This window comes from Bacillus sp. FSL R9-9834, from assembly GCF_038006905.1.
Classification (GTDB): Bacteria; Bacillota; Bacilli; order Bacillales; family Bacillaceae_G; genus Bacillus_A; species Bacillus_A pacificus.
Window position 1 is genome coordinate 1,770,127 of record NZ_JBBOWD010000001.1, and the last position, 23,998, is coordinate 1,794,124.

General features: G+C 35.3%; 14 protein-coding genes and 1 other annotated feature. Of the genes, 10 read left to right on the forward strand and 4 right to left on the reverse strand.

Going from position 1 to position 23,998, the window contains the following annotated elements:
* Positions 1-43 precede the first annotated feature (43 nt).
* Positions 44-787 carry a UMP kinase gene (gene pyrH / locus MKY00_RS09305; RefSeq protein WP_001248062.1) on the reverse strand — a complete coding sequence of 248 codons (744 nt, stop codon included), beginning with the start codon at positions 785-787 and terminating at the stop codon, positions 44-46.
* Between the two features lie 376 nt (positions 788-1,163).
* Between pyrH and MKY00_RS09310 the strand changes: the two genes are divergently transcribed.
* The 8 genes from MKY00_RS09310 to MKY00_RS09345 all read left to right on the forward strand — a co-directional run bounded on the left by MKY00_RS09310 (position 1,164) and on the right by MKY00_RS09345 (position 19,155).
* The gene (locus MKY00_RS09310) at positions 1,164-2,435 is read left to right on the forward strand and encodes a cation:dicarboxylate symporter family transporter (protein WP_000713289.1); all 1,272 of its coding nucleotides are present in this window, start codon (positions 1,164-1,166) and stop codon (positions 2,433-2,435) included.
* Between the two features lie 24 nt (positions 2,436-2,459).
* Positions 2,460-3,899 carry an aspartate ammonia-lyase gene (gene aspA / locus MKY00_RS09315; RefSeq protein ID WP_016717130.1) on the forward strand — a complete coding sequence of 480 codons (1,440 nt, stop codon included), beginning with the start codon at positions 2,460-2,462 and terminating at the stop codon, positions 3,897-3,899.
* 75 nt (positions 3,900-3,974) lie between these two features.
* Positions 3,975-5,696 (forward strand): oxaloacetate-decarboxylating malate dehydrogenase, encoded by a 1,722-nt coding sequence (gene malS / locus MKY00_RS09320; protein ID WP_029141100.1) that lies wholly within the window; start codon positions 3,975-3,977, stop codon positions 5,694-5,696.
* Positions 5,697-5,761: 65 nt separating this feature from the next.
* The gene (locus MKY00_RS09325) at positions 5,762-7,060 is read left to right on the forward strand and encodes a sensor histidine kinase (protein ID WP_074585764.1); all 1,299 of its coding nucleotides are present in this window, start codon (positions 5,762-5,764) and stop codon (positions 7,058-7,060) included.
* A 2-nt stretch (positions 7,061-7,062) separates the two neighbouring features.
* Entirely contained in the window at positions 7,063-7,995 is a 933-nt protein-coding gene (locus tag MKY00_RS09330; protein WP_016717133.1) for a response regulator, read from the forward strand.
* Between the two features lie 223 nt (positions 7,996-8,218).
* Entirely contained in the window at positions 8,219-12,151 is a 3,933-nt protein-coding gene (locus MKY00_RS09335; protein ID WP_016717134.1) for a choice-of-anchor L domain-containing protein, read from the forward strand.
* Positions 12,152-12,201: 50 nt separating this feature from the next.
* Positions 12,202-15,831 carry an S-layer homology domain-containing protein gene (locus tag MKY00_RS09340; RefSeq protein WP_016717135.1) on the forward strand — a complete coding sequence of 1,210 codons (3,630 nt, stop codon included), beginning with the start codon at positions 12,202-12,204 and terminating at the stop codon, positions 15,829-15,831.
* A gap of 129 nt (positions 15,832-15,960) precedes the next feature.
* A complete protein-coding gene (locus MKY00_RS09345; RefSeq protein WP_016717136.1) occupies positions 15,961-19,155 on the forward strand; it encodes a DEAD/DEAH box helicase in 3,195 nt (1,064 codons plus the stop codon).
* Between the two features lie 100 nt (positions 19,156-19,255).
* Here the strand turns inward: MKY00_RS09345 and MKY00_RS09350 are convergent, their stop codons facing one another.
* Complete coding sequence (locus MKY00_RS09350) at positions 19,256-19,390, reverse strand: DUF3934 domain-containing protein (RefSeq protein ID WP_000047591.1); 135 nt, start codon at positions 19,388-19,390, stop codon at positions 19,256-19,258.
* Positions 19,391-19,796: 406 nt separating this feature from the next.
* Positions 19,797-20,055, forward strand: a binding site (T-box leader).
* Between the two features lie 70 nt (positions 20,056-20,125).
* Here MKY00_RS09350 and asnA point away from each other — a divergent pair.
* Both asnA and MKY00_RS09360 read left to right on the forward strand, forming a co-directional pair.
* Positions 20,126-21,109: an aspartate--ammonia ligase gene (asnA, locus tag MKY00_RS09355; RefSeq protein ID WP_000284918.1), complete on the forward strand. Its 984-nt coding sequence runs from the start codon at positions 20,126-20,128 to the stop codon at positions 21,107-21,109.
* A gap of 137 nt (positions 21,110-21,246) precedes the next feature.
* Positions 21,247-21,675, forward strand: coding sequence for a helix-turn-helix domain-containing protein (locus MKY00_RS09360; RefSeq protein ID WP_016717137.1), 429 nt, complete (start codon positions 21,247-21,249; stop codon positions 21,673-21,675).
* Between the two features lie 231 nt (positions 21,676-21,906).
* Here MKY00_RS09360 and MKY00_RS09365 read toward each other — a convergent pair whose 3' ends face one another.
* Both MKY00_RS09365 and MKY00_RS09370 read right to left on the reverse strand, forming a co-directional pair.
* On the reverse strand, positions 21,907-22,362 hold the full coding sequence (locus tag MKY00_RS09365) for a VOC family protein (protein WP_000041941.1): 456 nt from the start codon (positions 22,360-22,362) through the stop codon (positions 21,907-21,909).
* Positions 22,363-22,715: 353 nt separating this feature from the next.
* Positions 22,716-23,945, reverse strand: a complete 1,230-nt coding sequence (locus tag MKY00_RS09370) for an aspartate kinase (RefSeq protein ID WP_016717138.1) — start codon at positions 23,943-23,945, stop codon at positions 22,716-22,718.
* Positions 23,946-23,998 lie beyond the last annotated feature (53 nt).

Consider the following 23,998-nt stretch of genomic DNA (forward strand, 5'->3'; position numbering starts at 1 on the left):
GGGAGTCTTTTATAGACACCCCTTTTTTATGATTAATAATTAATTATTTTTCATGCACGAGCAATGAGGCATCATCATTAATCAACGTCCCCACATGTTCACCTAAGCAAATTCTTTTCATTACTCCAGGCTCATCAAAGTTAAAGACGTGTGCTGGTAAATTATAATCACGGGCAAGCAATAAAGCGGCTTGATCCATTACTTGTATGTTTTGCCTAACAATATCGTTATAGTTTAGTTTTTTGTACATTTTTGCTGCTTTATTATGTTTTGGATCACTAGTAAAGACGCCATCTACTCCTTGTTTTGCGACTAATATAGCATCACTATTCATTTCAATAGCCCTTTGAACACTTGGGTAATCTGTCGTAACGAACGGTTGCCCGTTACCACCTCCAAAAATAACGATATACCCGTTATCTAAATGGTGGATTGCACGTAGGCGAATGTATGGTTCAGCTACAGCATTAAACGGGATGGAAGTCATAACGCGCACTTCTGTATTTGTTTTACTTGTTAAAACACCGCGTAGCATTAAGCTGTTAATGATTGTACCTAACGTACCGATATTGTCAGCTTCTACACGATCGATTCCCCATTCTTCCGCTAGATGACCTCTAAAAATGTTCCCGCCTCCAATGACGATAGATACCTCAATACCTAAATCAACGATGGATAAAATTTCGTTTGCGATATGTTCTAATCGTTTGGAGTTAAAGCTATTTCCGGTTTGATCGGCAAGTGCACCGCCGCTTAATTTAATTAAGACACGTTTATATGGCCTCATAACAATTCCCCCTATATAGATCGCAATAAAAAAGGAACAAAGGCGAATGCCTTTGTTCCTTTTTAAGAAAATGAAAAAGAAAAGAAGAAGATAGAACGAATTTTTGCACATAATTTTTCATATCATCCACTCCTTTTCATTTTGATTTGTTGTAAGTATATATCTTTTTGATTATACGAAACAATCTGATTACTTATCAAGTATATTTTATAGTTTTTTAACAAAATGGTGTCAATGAAAAAAAGAAGAAAAATATTTGAATTTTTTGTGACGAACTTGTAGGTTTTTGTATGATTTTGTAGGTTCGCTTATAAGATGTGTGAGTAGCTTTTATAAATTCAAATTGAAAGCGTTCGCATGAAGGGGATGAACATAAATGAAAAAATTCGGATTGGCAACACAAATTTTTGTCGCGCTTGTTTTAGGGATTGTAGTAGGGGCAGTCTTTTATGGCAATAAAACGGCGATTTCTTATATTACACCAATTGGGGATATATTTATTCACTTAATTAAGATGATTGTAGTACCAATTGTTATTTCAGCATTAATTGTTGCAGTAGCTGGTGTAGGCGATATGAAGAAGCTTGGGAAACTAGGCGGGAAGACAATTCTTTATTTCGAAATCATTACGACAATCGCTATTTTAATGGGGTTACTTGCGGCGAATATATTCCAGCCGGGTACTGGCGTTGATATGAATAACTTACAGCAAAGTGATATTTCTTCTTATAAACAAACAGCAGATGCTACAGAGAAGCAAGGATTCGCTGAGACGATTGTTCATATCGTACCGAAAAACGTATTTGAATCGATTGCACAAGGTGACTTATTACCGATTATTTTCTTCTCAGTATTATTCGGTTTAGGAGTCGCAGCAATTGGGGAAAAAGGAAAGCCTGTTTTTAACTTCTTTGAAGGTGTACTCGAAGCGATGTTTTGGGTTACAAATCAAGTTATGAAATTTGCACCATTTGGTGTATTCGCATTAATTGCTGTTACGGTTGCAAAATTTGGTGTAGCAACACTACTTCCTTTAGGAAAACTAGTGCTAGCTGTATACGTAACTGTTATACTATTCGTTGTGATTGTATTAGGTATAAATGCAAGAATGGTTGGCGTAAACATTTTTACGTTAATGAAAATTTTAAAAGAAGAACTTATTCTTTCATTTACGACAGCAAGTTCAGAAGCTGTTTTACCTAATATAATGAGAAAAATGGAAGAGTTCGGTTGTCCAAAGGCAGTTGCCTCTTTCGTAATTCCGACAGGTTATACATTTAACTTGACTGGATCGGCTATTTATCAAGCGTTAGCGGCATTATTTGTTGCACAAATGTACGGTGTGCACATGTCACTGACAGAGCAAATAACGTTATTATTCGTTCTCATGTTAACATCCAAAGGTATGGCGGGAGTTCCAGGTGCATCGTTCGTTGTTGTATTAGCAACGTTAGGTTCAATGGGGTTACCACTAGAAGGTATCGCGTTAATTGCGGGGATTGACCGCATTTTAGATATGATTCGCTCATCTGTCAATGTATTAGGGAATGCATTAGCGGCCATTGTTATGTCGAAGTGGGAAGGCGAATTCGATAATGAGAAAGCAAAACAATATGTAGAAACAGTCAAAGAAACAAAAGCAGCATAAGAAATCGTTAAGGAGTGAATAAGTATGGCAACATTAACTGAAGTTAAAAATGGTGTTCGAATTGAAAAAGATTTTTTAGGTGAAAAAGAAGTACCAAACTATGCATACTACGGTGTACAAACAATGCGTGCAGTTGAAAACTTCCCAATTACAGGATACAAAATTCATGAAGGTTTAATTAGAGCGTTCGCAGTTGTAAAAAAAGCTGCAGCACTTGCGAATACAGATGTAGGAAGATTGGAATTGAACAAGGGTGGCGCAATCGCAGAAGCTGCTCAAGAAATTCTTGACGGGAAATGGCATGATCATTTCATCGTAGACCCAATCCAAGGCGGAGCAGGTACTTCAATGAACATGAATGCAAATGAAGTCATTGCCAATCGTGCTCTTGAATTATTAGGAATGGAAAAGGGAGACTATCATTATATTAGTCCAAATAGTCATGTAAACATGGCGCAATCCACAAACGATGCATTCCCAACGGCGATTCATATCGCTACATTAAACGCATTAGAAGGTTTATTACAAACGATGGGCTATATGCACGATGTATTTGAATTAAAAGCAGAACAGTTCGATCATGTGATTAAAATGGGTCGTACACATTTACAAGACGCTGTGCCAATTCGTCTTGGGCAAGAATTTAAAGCGTACTCGCGTGTGCTTGAACGTGATATGAAACGAATTCAGCAATCACGTCAACACTTATATGAAGTGAACATGGGAGCAACTGCAGTTGGTACAGGCTTAAATGCAGATCCAGAATATATTCAAGCTGTTGTAAAACATTTAGCTGCAATTAGTGAACTACCACTTGTTGGTGCGGAAGACTTAGTAGATGCAACGCAAAATACGGATGCATATACAGAAGTATCAGCAGCACTGAAAGTATGTATGATGAATATGTCTAAAATTGCGAATGACCTTCGCTTAATGGCATCAGGTCCACGTGTTGGTTTAACAGAAATTATGTTACCGGCTCGTCAACCAGGTTCATCTATTATGCCAGGGAAAGTAAACCCTGTTATGCCAGAGGTAATTAATCAAATTGCGTTCCAAGTAATTGGTAATGACCATACAATTTGTCTTGCTTCAGAAGCAGGTCAATTAGAATTGAACGTTATGGAACCAGTACTAGTTTTCAACTTACTTCAATCAATTAGCATTATGAATAACGGTTTCCGTGCCTTTACAGATAATTGCTTAAAAGGAATTGAAGCGAATGAAGATCGCTTAAAAGAGTATGTTGAGAAGAGTGTAGGAATTATTACAGCCGTGAACCCTCATATCGGTTATGAAGCAGCAGCTCGCGTTGCGAAAGAAGCAATCGCGACAGGGCAATCCGTTCGAGAACTTTGTGTGAAAAATGGTGTACTGTCACAAGAAGACTTAGAATTAATTCTAGATCCATTCGAAATGACGCACCCAGGGATTGCAGGAGCAACTCTTTTAAAGAAAAATTAACAGAAGAGGGGGGACAAGCCCCTCTTTTTTGTTTACAATATAGAAATGCTATATATGAATAGAGGTAGGGATGTTATGAGTAAGTTTACAGTAGCTTCTAATGGTTCATTAGAAACGACATTAAGAGGAGTAGAAGTATTATCAACACCACTTTTAAATAAAGGGGTTGCTTTCACGCAAGAAGAAAGAGAAGAATTAGGTTTAAAAGGGTTATTACCGCCAGCAGTTTTAACATTGGAAGAACAAGCACGCCGCGCATACGAACAATTTTGTTCTCAGCCGGATGATTTATTAAAGAATGTATACTTAACAGCGTTACATGATCGAAATGAAGTATTATTTTATCGTATTTTAACAGATCATTTACGCGAAATGTTACCAATCGTATATACACCAACTGTTGGTGTAGCGATTCAAAGATATAGTCATGAATATCGTAAACCACGTGGTGTGTATTTATCAATTAACGATCCGTCAGGTATTGAAGAAGCGTTCGCCAATATTGGTGCAACAGCAGAAAATATTGATTTAGTCGTTGTAACTGATGGGGAAGGTATACTTGGAATTGGTGACTGGGGCGTTGGTGGTATTAACATCGCCATCGGAAAATTAGCTGTTTATACGGCCGCGGTTGGAATCGATCCTAGTCGCGTATTACCGGTAATTTTAGATGTAGGTACAAATCGTGAGGAACTATTAAACAATCCATTTTATATTGGAAATCGTCACCCTCGTATAACAGGTGAAGCTTACGATGAGTTTATTGATACATTTGTACAAGCGGTAAATAAACAATTCCCGAAAGCACTTTTACATTGGGAAGACTTTAGCTCTCGAAATGCACGAAAAATTTTAGATAAATATCGTCATGATATTTGTACGTTTAATGATGATATTCAAGGTACAGGTGCAGTTTCACTTGCTGCTGTGCTATCGGCAGTGAAAGCTTCGGGTGTACCGCTAAGTGAACACCGCGTTGTTGTATTTGGTGCTGGTACGGCTGGAATCGGTATCGCAGATCAAGTTAGAGATGCAATGGTCCGCGTAGGTGTATCAGAAGAAGAATCGTATAAGCGTTTCTGGTGTATTGATCGCAACGGATTAGTTACAGATAATACAGATAATATGAAAGATCTTCTTGATTTCCAAATGCCGTATGCAAGAAAAGAAGCGGAAGTAAGTGAGTGGAAGCAAAATGGTGTAATCGGACTTGCTGAAGTTGTGAAACATGTAAAACCGACAATTTTAATCGGTACATCAACTGTTGCAGGCGCATTTAAAGAAGAGATTGTTAAAGAAATGGCTTCTCACGTAGAAAGACCAATCATTTTACCGATGTCGAACCCGACGCCACTTGCTGAAGCAAAACCAGCCGATTTAATCAAGTGGACAGAAGGAAGAGCGTTAGTTGCAACAGGAAGTCCATTTGAACCAGTTACATACAACGGTGTAACGTATGTGATTGGACAATCAAATAATGCACTTATTTTCCCAGGTCTTGGTCTAGGAACAATTGTCGTACGTGCAAGCGTCATGACGGATGGCATGTTCGCAGCAGCTGCTGAAGCAGTTGCAAGTATGGTGGATACAAGTCAGCCAGGAGCACCTATTTTACCAGAAGTTGAAGAGTTACGTAATATCTCGGAAATGGTAGCAATTGAAGTAGCGAAAGTTGCTGTTGCAGAAGGTGTTGCTAGAGAGAACTTAAGTGATAACGATATCAAGATTGCAGTGAAAGAAGCAATCTGGGAGCCTGAGTATCGCCAAATAAAAGCGGTAGAAAAGGTTAGAATATAGAAATAAAGCCCGTTTATAAATATAAGCGGGCTTTCACTTTTATTATTGAAAAAAGAATATAGGAAGTGGCACCTTTGAATTGGAATCAATTATGGAAGAAAGACATATCCCTTTTAATTATATTAATGGTTGTTGTTCCGATTGCTGGAGAGCTTAATTTTCATCCGTTTAATGATACGTTTCGTGTTAGCTTTGGTACGCCGGTATTCTTCTTTTTATTACTATTTTTAAGAAGAATACCAGCAGGAGTTGCAGGTATTGTTGTTGGTATATGTGTAGTCTTATTCCGCGTATGTCTTGACTGGGTCATGCAAGGTTCATTTCATATGACAGAATCATTTTATTTGCGCTATCCTGTGTTTTTTTATTATTTTATTTATGGAAGTCTTTTTTCACTCTGTAGGGTGAATAAGTTTCATCAGAGACCAATTATTATTGGATGTCTTGGAATTTCAATTGAAATTGTTGCAAGTATGTCGGAACTTGCGTTTTATCACATGTTAGTACTAGGTACAACAATAACAATTTCTGAAGTAAATAAACTCATCATTATTGCTATTTTTCGTAGCTTTTTTGCACTTGGCTTTTTAAATATGATGAATTTATATGAAACGAAATTAAAAGAATCACAAGTGCGAAAAGAAAATGAAAAAATGTTAATGCACTTATCCAATTTATATGTAGAATCTGTTCATTTGAAAAAAACGTTACAAAATGCAGAATTAATTACACAAGAAGCGTATCAATTATATCGGAATTTACAAGTAAGCGATCATTCGAATGGTAAAACAGCATTGAAAATAGCAGGAGAAGTGCATGAAATAAAAAAAGATAATCAAAGGATTTTTGCAGGATTATCTAAACTGTTATTAGATAAAAATGTGGCTGAGTACGTAGAAGGTCATGAGCTTACAGAAATGATTGTAAGAATAAATGAAAAGTATGCTGAAATGCTAGGGAAAGATATACGTTTCTCTAAACATATAGAAGGCGAGCATGCTGCATATCACGTGTATACAGTGCTATCAATTTTTAATAACTTAGTTGCGAATGCAGTTGAAGCAATTGATGATAGAGGCCTCATTCGTATTAAGTTATATAAACGAGAGCAACATGTAATCTTTGAAGTAATTGACGATGGCCCTGGTATTGCGCAAAAGTATAAGAAATTAGTATTTAAGCCCGGGTTTACTTCAAAGTATGATCAAACAGGAACACCGTCCACAGGTATTGGACTTTCTTACATATATGAAATGGTAACAGAGCTCGGCGGAGAAGTAAGGTTAGAAGACAATGAAAATGGGAACGGGTGTAAGTTTATCGTTTGTTTACCGGAGTGCAGTTTAAAGCGGGAAGGGGAATAGGTTTGTTTTATTATATTGTAGATGATGATGAAGTTTTCCGTTCGATGCTTTCGCAAATTATTGAGGATGGCGATCTTGGGGAAGTAATTGGAGAATCGGAAGATGGAGCTTTTGTTGAAGCAGAACAGCTAAATTATAAAAAAGTGGATATTTTATTTATTGATTTACTCATGCCGATGAGAGACGGTATTGAAACAGTTCGTCATATAGCGTCTTCATTTACTGGGAAAATTATTATGATTTCTCAAGTTGAATCGAAACAGCTCATTGGTGAGGCATATACACTTGGTGTAGAATATTATATTACAAAACCACTAAACAAAATAGAAGTAGTATCTGTTGTACGAAAAGTGATAGAGCGTATTCGTTTGGAACGCTCTATATATGACATTCAAAAATCATTAAATAATGTGTTTCAGTGGGAAAAGCCTCAAATGCGTAGTGAAACAGTGCAAGAAGAGAAAAAGATATCAGATTCAGGACGCTTCTTACTAGCAGAACTCGGTATTGCGGGAGAGAACGGAAGTAAAGATTTACTTAGTATGCTGGAATATTTATATGGACAAGAAAAGGCGCAAACATTTGAATTTGGATTTCCTGCGTTAAAAGATATTTTCCACCAAATTACACTGAAAAAATTAGGGGAACTAGCTTCAGATGCAGATATAGAGAAGGAGAAAAAAGCATCTGAACAACGTGTAAGAAGAGCGATTTATCAATCATTGAATCATTTAGCTTCCCTTGGATTAACAGACTTTTCAAATCCGAAATTTGAAAGTTATGCTCCGAAGTTTTTTGATTTCACTGTAGTTAGAAAACGGATGACAGAAATGACAAAGGATGGGGTAGCGACTTCTGGACATATACGAATTAATACGAAAAAATTTATTCAAGTGTTGTATTTTGAAGCGAAACGGTTGATGGAGATAGAGTGAAAAAATACGATATAGGGTATGATTAGTAACAAACCAAATCTTACATAGATTTGGTTTGTTTTATGTCGAAAAGTATTTTTGGAATAAATGAACAATTTGTGAAAAATGCTATTGAATTTGATAATAGGAATAGATTAATATATTTATGAGTTTCCAATAAAATGCAAAGGAAGGAGTCAATAAAAGAGACGCTTGTATTTGAAAAAAGAAAGGGGATAAGTAGTTGGGAGGAAAATATAAGCAGTTTAAAAACGGTTTAACAGTTTGTATGATTGCTATTTTATGTTTACAGTTACCAGGTTTTTATGTAAAAGCAAATGGGGAAGAAACAATTAAAGAAGACAGAAAATTTGAAATCAAAAGCGTACAAGAGGCTGGTAAGAGTAATAACCCAGACATTTCAGTATCCACATTAGATGATAATGTGAAAGCAGAACAGCTAGCGAAAAAACTCATTGGTGACGGAGTGGAAATTCGAAATGTGAAATATAAAGGTGCAAATCAAGCAGCCGGCACAGTGCAAGCGAAGCAAAATATTTTTGGAATTGAAGATGGCGTTATATTAAGTACAGGTAATGCGAAAGGTATTATAGGACCTAATAAGTATAAAAGTTATACACAGATTAATAATCAACCTGGTGATAGTGATGTAGAGAAATTGCTAGGGAATAGAACGAAAACATTTGATGCGAGTGCTTTAGAGTTTGAGTTTAAGCCATTGAAAGAAAGAATGAACGTGCAGTATGTACTAGCTTCAGATGAGTATGAAGAATTTTCGAATTATAGTGATGTGGTAGGGGTGTTTATTAACGAGAGAAATATAGCTCTTGCAGATAGCTGGGCCCCAGTGTCAACTTCAACCATTAACAAGTGGGTTAATAGAGATAATAACTATATTTCAAATACAAACGGTTCTAGAAATACGGAAATGGATGGGATGACTAAAGTATTAGATGCTAAATCATATGTAAAAGCTAACGATTGGAATAAGTTGAAGTTAGTAATTGCAGATGGAAAAGATAATGGGGTAGATTCGAATGTACTTATTAAGCCAATTGCATTTGAAGATATACCCTCCCCAGTAGAGTATGATGATGTTGCTATGCAGAGGAGAGATGTAGTAGATATAAGTGCAGATAAATCAAAATTTATAGTGGGATTTGTAAGACATGGTAAAGGTAATAAGGAATTGAGTATAGACTGGAAAGTAACTCTTCCTAAAAATGCTACAAGTTCAGCAGAAGTGAAAAATCAAGGGAAGGTAATTTTTGGGGAAGATGAGTTTGAGAAAACGATAGAAATAGAAGTAAATAAACAAGATCGTGATTTACAATTTTCTTTTTCAGGAAAGAGAAGTGACACAGCAAGTTGGCAACGTACAGTTGGTATATTTATGGATAGAATAATAATGACTCCTGAACGAGTTAAATTGAAATTTGGAGAAGAACAAGTTTATAAAGTTATAGCTAAATATAGAGATGAAACAGAAGAAGATATTACTGATAAAATTAAATTAGAGGCTAATAAACACGAAATTGTAGAAGTTAATTCAGGAAATAAAATAATCGGACGACAACCTGGTGTAACAAGTGTAACTGCACAGTATGGAGATATGTTTGGTTGGAGTACTGTAGAGGTAGAAAAAATATTAAAAGATATTGAATTAGAAAGAGATAATTATATATTAGTGGATAAGGCTAAAGGGCAAATTTTAGTAAGGGGTGTATATGAAGGGGGATTAAAGGAAGAGATAAAAGGGGGATTAAATGTCACAAGTTCAAATGAAAAAGCGGTACGAATACTAGATTCGAGAACGTTTGAAGCAGTTGGTGAAGGAGATGCAGTTCTTACAGTAGAGTATGGTGGATTTAAGAAAAATATTAATGTAACGGTGAAAAAATCGAATCGTAAATTGACGCAAATGCATTTCTATCCGGCCTACGAAAATCGTAGCCGAGTTATGACAGAAGGAAGTAAAACACAATTAACTCTTTTGGCGCGATATGATGATGGGTATGTAGAAGAGGTTACTAAGGTTGCTGAAATGGTGTCTGCAAATCCAAAAGTTGCTGGAATTGAATTTGAAAATGGAGAGATGTATTTAGTTGGAAACGGAGTGGGAGAAACAGTTATAAAAGTATCATATAAAGATTTTAAATTTGAAGAGAAAATAAAAGTAGACAAAAGAGTAGAAGAATTATTAATAAATAAAAGTCAAATTAATTTAAAGGAAGGTGCTAAAGAGACGATTGTTGTAAAAGCAAAATATAATGATGGTGAAAAAGATGTCACAGATCAAACAACCTTTTGGATAAATGATGGAAATATAGCTAAAATTGCAGGTGATGGAGAGATTAGAGGACTCAAACAAGGGCAATCAACTCTTGTAGCAAATTATAAAGATCTTGAGGTACGTGTTCCAATATATATCGAAAACGGCCTGAAAGACATTGAATTTGAAACATCAAATTTAACATTATCTATTAACGGTACGAAAAAATTACAAGTAACAGGAGTTTATGAAGAGGATTACCGCTCATCAATTAATAATGAAGCGACATTTTCTAGTAACAACGATAATGTGAAAGTTGATAAGTTCGGAAATATTGTAGCGCAAAAAGAAGGAGAATCTATTATTACAGTATCTGTAAGAGATATGAAAAAGGAAGTGAAAGTAAAAGTAGAGAATCCACTTGTTGCATTACAAGTTGGTACGGAGAAAATTGCATTAAAAACGAAAGAAGCATATGAATTAAAAGTTACAGGTTTATATGAAGATGGTTCGCTGAAAGACGTTACAAAAAGTGCGAATTTTAAATCTTCTAATCCGTCTGTAGTAGCAGTAGATGCTTCTGGGAAGCTGGTAGCTCAAGATAAAAAAGGAAATGCAACTGTTACGATAACGAAAGATAAACAGAGTTTGAATATTCCTGTTGAAGTAACAGAGAAAGAGACTGGCTTATTACTAGAAGTACAAGATGGAAGTGGACGCGGAATAGATAATGTTAGCGTCGTTTTAGAAGATTCAAAAAAGAAAACACAAAAGTTAATAACAGGTAGCAATGGTACTTTGTCGTTAAAACCACAAGAAGGTGCTTATAAAGTATACGTTTATAAAAAAGGCTATAAACCAGTTGCTGTAGACGTAGTTGTAAAGAATGATGAGCGGACGAAGCAAAAAGTCACATTAGAACCTTCGCAGTTATTTGATGGAAAAATGAACGTAACTCAAATGTCGAAAGAAGAAATAGAGAAGGCTGGTATTGATGTCAATCATCCAGATAATCGCCACGTGTATAAGTTTGAACTGCATTTGAAAATAGATAATGAGGATAAAAAAGTTGATTACATTATTAATAATGTAGGTAAAGTTATACAAGGTGATTTACACGTATCGATCGGTAGTGGTGCAAGTGAGGTTAATGTGTACCCAGTTGTTATTCAAAATGAACGTTTCCAAGAAAAAGAAGCGCCTCCTGCAGTTGGATATATGGTAGTCCCAGGGAAAGTAAGTTGGCTGAAAGAGTTCTTTAAAGTGGAAGTGATGATTCAAAGTTTCGCAGACGAACCATTTGAATTAACGAATACAAATGTATCACTAAATTTACCAGAAGGATTAAGTTTAGCTCCGATTTCCGAAAAACAAAGTGACACAATCCATTTAGGAACGATAGGTGGAAATGAGGTTAAGAAAGCTGAGTGGTATATTCGTGGAGATAAAAAAGGTGAATATCATTTGAATGCTAATTTCTCATCTACACTATATCCGTTTGATGAGCCACTTTCTGCCGGGTTTAAAACAGCTAAGCCAATTGAAGTGTACGGGGAAGACGGAGTGAAGATGCATATTAAAGTAGATAAAAAAGCATATAGAGGTCTTCCGTATGTAGTTAGGGTAGGGATTGAAAATAAATCGCCAAACGTTATTTATGATTTACAAGTAGAGTTAAATGAAGAAGAAAAGAAAAACTTTGTTTATACACCAGGAACAGAGTTGAAGCGAGTTGTAAATTCTATTCCGTCAGGGGAAACGGTATGGCTTGATTATTTATTGCTACCTAAAATTTCAGGAGATTTAAATATTGGAAAATCATTCATTAAAAAGGTTGGAGACGGTATAAACATAGAGACTGTTCTTTCTACAATTGATGAATAATTCGATGCGGTTATCTTTATTTCATTTTGAATGCAAAAGGGGAATACGGGATGAAAAATTGGCTTAAAAAAATAGCTCAATTGAGTATACTGTTTGTACTATTTATAACATTGATATTTGATGGTGCAATAGCGTACGCTGCTAACGAGGTAAATAAAAAAACAAATCAGTTTCATAGTGCAGTTGAGAATACAAATGAGCTTGTATTCAAAGATGTACCACCTTCTTATTGGGCGTATAAAGATATAAAGAGATTAAAAGAGTTGAAGATTGTATCTGGAAAGGGAGATGGGCTGTTTGGTCCAGAAGATCGCTTAACGCGAGAACAATTTTTGTCGATGGTCGTGTTACAGCAAGGATATAAGATTGTAAAAGATCAAGAGACATTTAAAGATGTGCCGAAAAGTAAGTGGTCAAATCAATACATTGAAACTGCAATAAAAGAAGAGATTATTGAAAAGAAGGAATACGGAGATAACTTTAAGCCAGAGCAAGAAATTCCAAGGGAAGAAATGGCGATTATTATCGCAAAGGTTTTAAAGTTAAAAGAGGTAGATGAAGAAATAAAATTTGGAGATAAAGGTGAATTTACGAAAAATCCTAAATTGATAGCTGCATTAGTAAATGCAAAAATCATTTCAGGATATCCTGATGGAACGTTCAAACCGAAACAAACATTGACGAGAGCCGAGTCGACAGCAGTCATCGTTAAATTACTTGATTATGGATATGTATTTGATGATGTACCACCTTCCTACTGGGCGTATAAAGATATAAAGAGATTAAAAGAGTTGAAGATTGTATCTGGTAAAGGGAATGGAATCTTTGGTCCAGAAGATCGATTGACGAGAGAACAATTTTTGTCGATGATCGTGTTACAGCAAGGATATAAGATTGTAAAAGATCAAGAGACGTTTAAAGATGTACCGAAAAGTAAGTGGTCAAATCAGTATATCGAAACAGCGATAAAAGAAGGAATTATTGAAAAGAAAGAATATGGAGATAGCTTCAAACCAGAGCAAGAAATTCCAAGGGAAGAAATGGCGATCATTATCGCAAAAGTGTTGAAGTTAAAGGAAGTAAATGAAGAAATAAAATTTGAAGATAAAGGTGAATTTACGAAAAATCCTAAATTGATAGCTGCATTAATAAATGCAAAAATCATTTCAGGATATCCAGATGGGAAGTTTAAACCGAAACAAACGTTAACGAGAGCTGAGTCAACAGCAGTCGTTAGTAAAGTGATTGATTACAAAAAAGATGAGCCAACTACTGGAGATGGTGATACCGGTGGCAGTACGGGTAACGGAGGAGACGGTGAAAAAGCAAGTATCGTATACAAAAAGAACGTATATGAAGTGAAAGAACAATATAAGGATGACATAGTACAAACTCAAACAGATACTTTCACATTCAAAAAGGAAGCAGCAAAATTACAAGAATTGAAAAATGATAACATTTTAATTTTGCCACCAATTCCAAATAACCCACTTGGGGTTGTTATTAAAATCATCTCTATAACGGATGGAAGTGATGGGGAGAAGGTTGTAAAAGCAGTGCAACCAGATGCTAAAGAAGTAATTGAAAAAATAGATGTGAAAGAAAAGGTATCGGTTACGAGAGACAATGCAAAACCCGTTTATTTAGCAGAAGGTGTAACGCTGGAAGAAAAGCAGTCAGCTCCTTTAAATCCTTTTCAACAGAAAATTAATGGGGAGAAAGAAAAAAATCAATACGCTTTACAGGGACCAGAGCATTTTTTACAACGTGCACTTGCTGAGTATGACGCTGATAAAGAAGTATTCAGTATGAATACTGATATTAAAGTAACCGGTAAAGAGTTAGGAATTAATGATGATCTAACCTTTGCACTAAACGGTCAAATGAAAATTAAAGATGTAGATTTTGATGTGGAGTATAAAGATGCAACTAATTTGGACGATTTAAAATTTATTCTTAAAAGTGAGGTTGAGAATAACTTAAAATACACTTTTAATTACTCGCACTGTTTCGGAGGAAAAGTAGCTTGTGATAAAAAAAATGCCGAAACACTAACATTTGAAGAATGGAAAGAAATTATTGATAAAAAAGGTCTCTCACTGAAACCATTTAAGAAAACTTTGTTTATGGTTCACGTGCCGAACCCTACTATTCCAGCTTTAGGTTTAATGGTAGAAGGTTCGATTATAGTTAAAGCAGATTTATCAATAGGTGTAGAAATAGATGTGAAGCAAACAGATTCGTATAGAACGGGAATTGAAAACGGTAAAATTGTAGATGAACATAAGCGAATTGGTCCTAACCTTAATTTTAAAGGGGAAGCAAAAATTGAGGGGAAAGCAGGTGCTGAAATTAGAGGTGGTTTAACACTTGCGAATATAATTTTAATAGGGGCTAATTTAGAAGGTGGATTGAAATTAGAAGCGTTGGCAAGAGCGTCGTGGGGCATAAAAGACGTTAACTCTAATAATTTGAATACGCTTGAAAGTATTTGCGCAAAAGGAGCACTTGGATATTATGTCCAAGCAGGTTTAGAGGCGAGTATAATTCATGCTGACATTTTTTCTATCAAGAAATCGTTAATAGATATAAATGAAGAGATCAAGAAAATAAGTAATTGTGAAAAGTATGATTTACAATCAGCGCAAGATTATTTATTACTTGAAGAGGGAGAAGAAACAAATTTAAAAGTAGTAAAAAGAATCTTTGATGAAGATCAATTAACGATGAAAGTAGAGAAAGTATCGAAGGATCAGGAAATACGAGTATCAAGTAAAAATACAGATGTAGTAGAAGCAAAACGAAAAGATGCCAATGATTTTTCAGTTCATACAAAATCAGGTGCAAAAGAAAAACAGAAAGTAGACCTATTATTTGAGTTAGTGGAAGATGGGAAAGTACTTTCAGAAATAAAAGTTCCGGTCTATATTGTGAAGCCAACAAAGCTACAAGTAGATCCTGAAAAAACATTTGTGATGAAAAAGCAAAAAGAACAATTGCAAGTACGTTTAGCGATACCTGTGCCGGTAGAAGTAATTGAGCAACGTGAAGTATTAGGATTGCCGATTGAGCAGTACCGCTATAAAAAAGTAACACAACCAAGCCTACTTACTTTCAAAAGTTCAAAAGATTTCGTTATCGTGAATGAACTCGGAGAAGTGACAGTAAAGGATGATGCGAAAATCGGAGATACGACTGAAATTAATGTCGCTTATAAAGGGTTGACAGGTAAGGTGAGTGCTCAAGTTTCGGGAAGTGAGGAAGATAAGCAAGCGCTATCAGGTTTATCTTTACCAAGTGCTCAGCAATTAATATTAGATGCGGAACAACACGCAAATAACATTTTACAAGCGGCAGTAAAATCGCCGGAAGAAGAAAAATTTGAAGATTTACAAAAGCAAATGAAAAAGTTTTATGAGCCGAAATTTACAGGGAAGCAATTTGAAAAAGCTTATAAGTATAATAGACAGTGGATATTAAATCCATATTATTTATATCCTGTAACGAATGTTTATAATACAGAGGCAATGAAAACATTCACAAGTGTAAGTGAAACACCATCAACGTTAAGTGTGAAAGTAAGCGTACCAGTTTTAGGAGAGCAAGGTGAATCATTTACGTATACGTATAATTTAGTGAAAAAAGATGGATCTTGGTATTTAGATGATATCAATTCATGAAAAGACAAGCACCTTTCGTTATATAGCGAAAGGTGCTTATTTTTGTTTTTCGTATGTACGACTTTACTTAATGGAGTATACATGTACAATATTGATAGAATGAAATGAGTGACGTAAGGAGGTGCACCATTGAGTTTTTATATAAATAAATCAATTATAAAAGAAGTATGCGGAGAAACCTCATATAAAAGAGGCGAAGCTTATTATAAATCAAATAAAGTAATCGTGAATTACTATGATGAAACGAAAGAAATTTGTGAGGCGACAGTAAAAGGGAACGAGGATTTTCGTGTTACAGTAGAAAAAGCTAAAAAAGGTGATGTTGTTGCGAGATGTAGTTGTCCTTCATTAGCGTCTTTTCAAACGTACTGTCAACATGTTGCAGCCGTACTAATACAAATAAATTATAACCAACAAACGGGTGGAATGGGCTCTGTTAGTAGCAGAAATGATCAATTAACAAACGGGATGTTTCAGTTATTTGCAGACAAACCGCTGCGGCCCAAAAGTAAACAACATCGTTTTGATACACGTGAAATATTAGATGTTGCATTTATATGTTCACCGGTACCGACGAAAAGTGGTGGGGCTCTTCTTGGAATTCAGTTGAAACTTGCGAAAACATATTTTATAAATCATATTAGAGAATTTCTTTCTAAAGTGGAAAAAAGAGAGAGTTTTCATTGTTCAAATGAATTTACATACACACCAGATGTACATAGTTTTAAACAAGAAACGGACGCGATTATACAACAACTCATTAAAATATATCATAATGAAAAAATGTATGAAGATGCATTAGAAGTACATGCGAAACAAGATGAAAGTATGATATTTATACCGCCAGCTTCGTGGAGAGATATACTCTCTTCACTTTCTAAAGTGGAGCATGTACATCTGAAACAAAATGAGCAACTGATTGACGGGTTACAAATTTCAAAAGGATTATTGCCATTACATTTTGAGTTTACGAAAGGCAATAATGGTGGATTTACCCTTCATATAGATGGCCTAAATCGTGTTCAAGTTATGGAAATGTATAACTATGCTCTTTACGATGGGAAATTATATCATTTACCTATGGAAGATTGTATGCGACTTATTGAATTGCAAAAGATGATGAGTCGCTCAAATAGCAATCAGTTTTATATTCCTGAAAATAAGATGGAACATTTCGTAGCGAAAGTTGTGCCTGGATTAATGAAACTTGGAACAGTGCGCATTGATGAAGTCATATCCGATCGTGTTGAAACGCCGTCGTTAAAAGCAAAGCTATATTTAGATCGAGTGAAAAATCGTTTGCTAGCAGGTCTTGAATTTCATTATGGAAACGTCGTGATTAATCCGCTAGAAGAAGACGGGCAACCTTCTGTTTTTAATCGTGATGAGAAAAAGGAAAAAGAGATTTTAGACATTATGAGTGAAAGTGCCTTTGCGAAAACAGAAGGCGGTTACTTTATGCATAATGAAGAAGCTGAGTATAACTTTTTATATCACATTGTTCCAACGTTAAAAGGTTTAGTTGATATTTACGCGACAACAGCAATCAAATTACGCATTCATAAAGGGGATACAGCGCCACTTATTAGAGTGAGAAGGAAAGAAAGAATTGATTGGTTGTCATTTCGTTTTGATATAAAAGGAATACCCGAAGCTGAAATTAAAGGTGTATTAGCGGCTCTTGAAGAAAAACGGAAATATTATCGGCTTGCGAATGGTTCTTTATTATCACTAGAGAGCAAAGAGTTTAATGAAATTAATCAGTTTGTAAAAGAATCAGGTATTCGAAAAGAATTTTTACATGGGGAAGAAGTGAATGTTCCGCTTATTCGGAGTGTAAAATGGATGAATGGACTACATGAAGGTAATGTTTTAAGTTTAGATGAGTCTGTTCAAGATTTAGTTGAAAGCATTCAAAATCCGAAAAAGTTAAAGTTTATAGTACCGCCAACTTTACATGCTGTAATGAGAGAGTATCAAGTATACGGGTTCGAATGGATGAAAACACTCGCCTATTACCGTTTTGGCGGTATTTTAGCAGACGATATGGGACTTGGAAAAACGCTGCAAAGTATTGCTTATATAGATTCTGTTTTGCCTGAAATTCGGGAGAAGAAGCTGCCTATATTAGTCGTTTCACCGTCCTCGCTCGTTTATAATTGGTTTAGTGAATTGAAAAAATTCACCCCACATATTAGAGCGGTTATTGCAGATGGAAATCAAACAGAACGACGAAAAATCTTAAAAGACGTAGCGGAATTTGATGTCGTCATTACGTCATATCCATTACTGAGAAGAGATGTAAGGTCATATGCGAGGCCATTTCATACACTATTTCTTGATGAAGCACAGGCGTTTAAAAATCCTACAACACAAACTGCAAGAGCAGTGAAAACAATTCAAGCTGAATATCGTTTTGGACTAACGGGAACGCCTGTCGAAAATTCATTAGAAGAGCTATGGTCTATCTTTCATGTCGTATTTCCAGAATTATTACCAGGAAGAAAAGAATTCGGTGATTTAAGGCGTGAAGATATTGCGAAGCGCGTAAAACCGTTCGTATTAAGACGATTAAAAGAAGATGTATTACAAGAGCTTCCAGATAAAATAGAGCACTTACAGTCATCGGAGTTATTACCGGATCAAAAGAGACTATATGCTGCTTACTTAGCGAAATTAAGGGAAGAAACATTAAAGCATTTAGACAAAGATACGTTACGTAAAAATAAAATTAGAATTTTAGCTGGCTTAACGAGATTAAGACAAATATGTAATCATCCTGCTTTATTCGTTGATGATTACAAAGGGAGTTCAGCTAAATTCGAGCAACTGTTAGACATACTAGAGGAATGTAGAAGCACTGGTAAGAGAATTTTAATCTTTTCTCAATTTACGAAGATGCTGTCCATTATTGGTCGTGAATTAAATCGTCAAGCAATTCCATACTTTTATTTAGACGGGAATACACCTTCGCAAGAACGTGTAGAACTATGTAATCGGTTTAACGAAGGAGAAGGAGACCTATTCCTCATTTCTTTAAAAGCTGGTGGTACAGGTCTTAACTTAACAGGCGCTGATACGGTTATATTATACGATTTATGGTGGAATCCAGCTGTTGAACAACAAGCAGCAGATCGGGCATATCGAATGGGGCAAAAAAATACAGTACAAGTTATTAAATTAGTAGCACACGGAACCATTGAGGAAAAAATGCATGAACTACAAGAGAGTAAGAAACATTTAATCGCTGAAGTGATTGAGCCAGGAGAAGAGAAATTATCATCCATCACGGAGGAAGAAATTCGAGATATTTTAATGATCTAATAAAAAAAGCTATGCCTTCAAATGTATGAGGGTATAGCTTTTTTGTTGTAATAATTATATTTTGTTTTGTACAAAGTAAAGAAATCAAATGTTATTTCAATTATTTCTTTGTACCTTTACTTTTGTATGGCTTTGCAGCTTTCTTTTTCTTTGCACTTGATTGCCAACGGTTCCATCCTTTACTTCCTGTACCTTGTCCTACACCTTTTTTCGGTTTTGCCTTCGTTTTACTCATATAATCACTCCGTTATATAAAAATCTTATTTGATAATAGTCAATGATTTAGAAAATACTCTTTATAAATGACTATGTTTGTTTTAAGTAAAAACAAACTGCTTGAATGCTATAGTATATCATGAATTTGCAAGTAAACTGAAAGGAATTACAAAGAAAATGAAAATAATACGAAATACTGCGGATTCTATATTTCGGACGATTACATTAATTGTTGTATATATGTTAGTTTCTGTTAGTGAAACGTTTTTTGGAATGCCCAGACAAAAGAAGTAAAGAAGGTATATTGGAAACAATCAATAAAGCCGTAAAATAAAGAATTGAAAAATATTTTAAAACTTTTTGTTGACTTTATTTATTTTTTGTATAGAATAATCATTAATAAAATGTTTCAGAGATGTGACAACAAAACGACTATGAAAGGACGAGTAGTAGTAGGACGTAGTCTAAGCGAGTCAGGGGTGGTGTGAGCCTGATACGAAGCCTATTATGAAGAACCTCCTGGAGTTGCTAACCGAAATCCTTGACAGGAAAGTAGACTTAGCCGGGAACTTCGCCGTTACAAGAAGAACAGTATCGAGATACTTCATCTCCGTATTGTATAAGTGAGCAACCTCTGTTGCTAATTTGGGTGGTACCGCGGAACCAAAGCCTTTCGTCCCAGTTTTTTGGGAAAGAAGGGCTTTTTTTGTTGGCTTCTTTTCACAACATCCAAACATTTTAGGAGGAAACCACCATGTATCAATCATTAATGACAGTAAGAGAGACTCAAATCGCAATTAAGGAAGTTAAAACATTTTTTGAGGATCAATTAGCAAAACGACTTGAACTATTCCGTGTATCTGCACCATTATTCGTAACGAAAAGATCAGGACTAAACGATCATCTAAACGGTGTAGAACGTCCAATTGAATTTGATATGTTACACTCAGGAGAAGAATTAGAAATTGTACACTCACTAGCGAAGTGGAAACGATTTGCACTGCATGAATATGGATATGAAGCTGGTGAAGGTTTATATACAAACATGAACGCGATCCGTCGCGATGAAGAACTTGATGCAACACATTCTATTTACGTTGACCAATGGGATTGGGAAAAAATCGTTCAAAAAGAATGGCGTACTGTAGATTACTTACAAAAAACAGTACTAACAATTTATGGAATATTCAAAGATTTAGAAGATCACTTATTTGAAAAATATCCGTTCCTTGGGAAGTATTTACCAGAAGAAATTGTGTTCGTTACTTCTCAAGAACTAGAAGATAAATATCCAGAATTAACACCGAAAGATCGTGAACATGCAATTGCAAAAGAACATGGTGCAGTCTTCATTATCGGAATTGGTGATGCACTTCGTTCAGGTGAAAAGCATGATGGACGCGCAGCTGATTATGATGATTGGAAATTAAACGGTGACATCTTATTCTGGCACCCAGTACTACAATCTTCATTTGAATTATCATCAATGGGAATTCGTGTTGATAGTAAATCACTTGATGAGCAGTTAACGAAAACAGGTGAAGACTTCAAACGTGAGTACGATTTCCATAAAGGTATTTTAGAAGACGTACTACCATTAACAATTGGCGGTGGTATCGGACAATCAAGAATGTGCATGTACTTCTTACGTAAAGCACATATCGGTGAAGTTCAATCTTCTGTATGGCCTGATGATTTACGTGAAGCTTGCAAGAAAGAAAACATTCATCTGTTTTAATAGAAGAGAGAGAATAACTCAAAGAGTTATTCTCTCTTTTTTATTGTGTAAACGAGTGGTTTACAGCGGATTTTACTAATAGTTTCTTTCTTTTTCATCTCCTATTATGTCATAATTTTTTAAAAGAGGGGGACGTTATGAGCTTAGGAGAGCAGTTAAAAAAACTACGAGAGTCAAAGGGGTTTTCACAAGAAGATGTTGCTAAAAAGATTGGTGTGACAAGGCAAGCAATATATAGATGGGAAAATAATAAAAGTTATCCTGATATTGATAATTTAATTTTGCTTAGCGAAATGTATAATGTTACGCTCGATGCGTTAATAAAAGGGAATCAAAACATGAAAGAAAAAATACATATTGATGAAGATGATGAGGATTTTGAGAAAGAGAACGAATTTGGTTTTTATATTGGATTTGGTTTGTTAATTATGAGTGCTTTCGTTGAATATGAAAAAATACAGGTGATTGTATTAGGCGTTGCATTATTCATGATGGTATTTTACTCGGATGTGAAGAAAGTTATTTTGAATGAATATAGATCGTTTTTTCATAGAAAAGAGCGATAAGATATAAAATGAGAAGAGTCAGTTATATTTCCTAGGAAAAGGTAAAGCGAATAATTAAATTATTTCATAATGATTTTTGGATATTAGTGATATGTTAAAGAACTGTTTGGATAGAGTCTTGAAATCTATATGTAAAATGAAAATATATTTTTAAAAACTCAAACAAGCATAACCACGTTCTGGAGTGAGGACGTGGTTAAAAATATAGTAGTTTCCTTTATAATACATCACTTACTTGTTACCGAGTTCTTCCGCTAAACCGATTAAAATGCCTTCGGTTCCACGAATGTAGCAGAGACGGTAAGAGTTCTCGTATTGAACTACTTCACCAACGAGTTGAGCACCATGCTTAGTAGTAAGCCTAGATACCATTTCATCAATGTCTTCAACGGTGAACATGACGCGCAAATAACCGAGGGCATTGACAGGAGCTGTCCGGTGATCTCCTATAGCGGGCGGGGTAAGAAATCGCGAAAGTTCAATTCGGCTATGGCCATCTGGAGTCACCATCATAGCAATCTCTACGCACTGCGAACCGAGTCCGGTTACGCGACCAGCCCATTCCCCCTCTACAGTGGCGCGCCCTTCGAGTTTTAACCCAATCTCCTCGAAGAAAGAGATTGCATGATCAAGCGATTCTACAACGATGCTAACATTGTCCATTCTGAGTAATTTATTTTTTGACATTGTCTTTATCTCCTTATATGTAAAAGTGTATTATCTAATCATCATCTTCATTATACTATTAAAAAGTTACAAATTCCTTTCAAACAAAAACACCTTGTCACAGTTTAGGGAAATGTGACAAGGTGTTTTTAAGTATGTCATATAGTATCTTGTTAACAAACAATACCGAGACTTCCTTGCAAAAATATTTCTATCCTGTACGGCATTAAATGATCCGATTGTTGTATAGAATTAATTGTATTTTTTTAATGACACATAAATTTCTTGTCACTCTATATAATGCAAACAGCTTTCTATTTTTAATAGGAAGGAAATAGATTCATATAATTTGTTTTAAGTAGTACCGTTGGAAATTAACTCATTTGTACTAAAGGCACAATTTTCGCCATAAATGATTGATGCAGTGCCTCAACACCTGTCACTAAATGAAGGCGGTCAATAACGACAGACACTTTAATTTCTGATGTACTTACCATTTTAATATGAATATTTTCTTCTTTTAAAGTAGTGAACATATTCGCAGCAACACCTGGATTAGAGACCATACCAGATCCTACAATTGATACTTTTGCTAAATGATTTTCATATTCTACTGCTTCATAGTGAAGTACCTCTTGATTTTGTTCCAATACTTCTAATGTTTCTCTTAAATCATTAGAATGGATGGAGAAGGAGAGATGAACAGTTCCTTCATTAGTAATACTTTGAATGATGATATCTACATTAATATGTGCCGCTGCTAATGTAGAGAAAACAGTTGAAAGTGAACCTTGTTCTAATCCTTTCACTGTGATGCGTGTAATATTATCTTCAAATGCAATACCTTTAACGATTGATTGTTGTTCCATGTTACATTCTCCTTTTACAATTGTTCCGTTTTCTTGTTCCATACTTGAGCGAACTTCTAAAATGACATTATGATTTTTAGCAAACTCAACAGCACGCGGGTGTAATACACCAGCACCGAGGTTTGCAAGTTCTAACATTTCGTCATAAGAAATTTCATCTAATTTATAAGCATCTTTTACAACTCGTGGATCCGTCGTATATACGCCAGTCACATCTGTGTAAATATCACATTTTTTTGCGTTTAGTGCAGCAGCTAATGCGACAGCAGTTGTATCAGAACCGCCTCGTCCAAGCGTTGTAATTTCAAAATCTTCACTGACTCCTTGGAAACCAGCTACAATAACAATCGTGCCTTTAGTAAGATAAGATTGAATTCGATCTGTATTAATTTCAGTAATCCGTGCACTACTATGTACAGATTCTGTCGTAATACCAGCTTGCCATCCTGTTAATGAAATCGCGTTATACCCTTTTGCTTGTAGTGCCATCGTTAATAATGAAATAGTTACTTGCTCTCCTGTCGATAGAAGCATATCCATTTCACGTTTACTTGGATTTTCTGTAATTGCGTTAGCAAGTGCTACAAGTTCATCAGTACTTTTTCCCATTGCTGAAACGACAGAGACGATACTATGTCCTCGCTCATATTCTTCAATAATTAAATTTGCTACATGTTGAATACGCTCAACACTTCCGACAGAAGTGCCACCAAATTTTTGTACAATCGTTTCCATTACGAATTCCTTCTTTCATCCATTTTTAAGAATAGATTAGGACATATATAAAT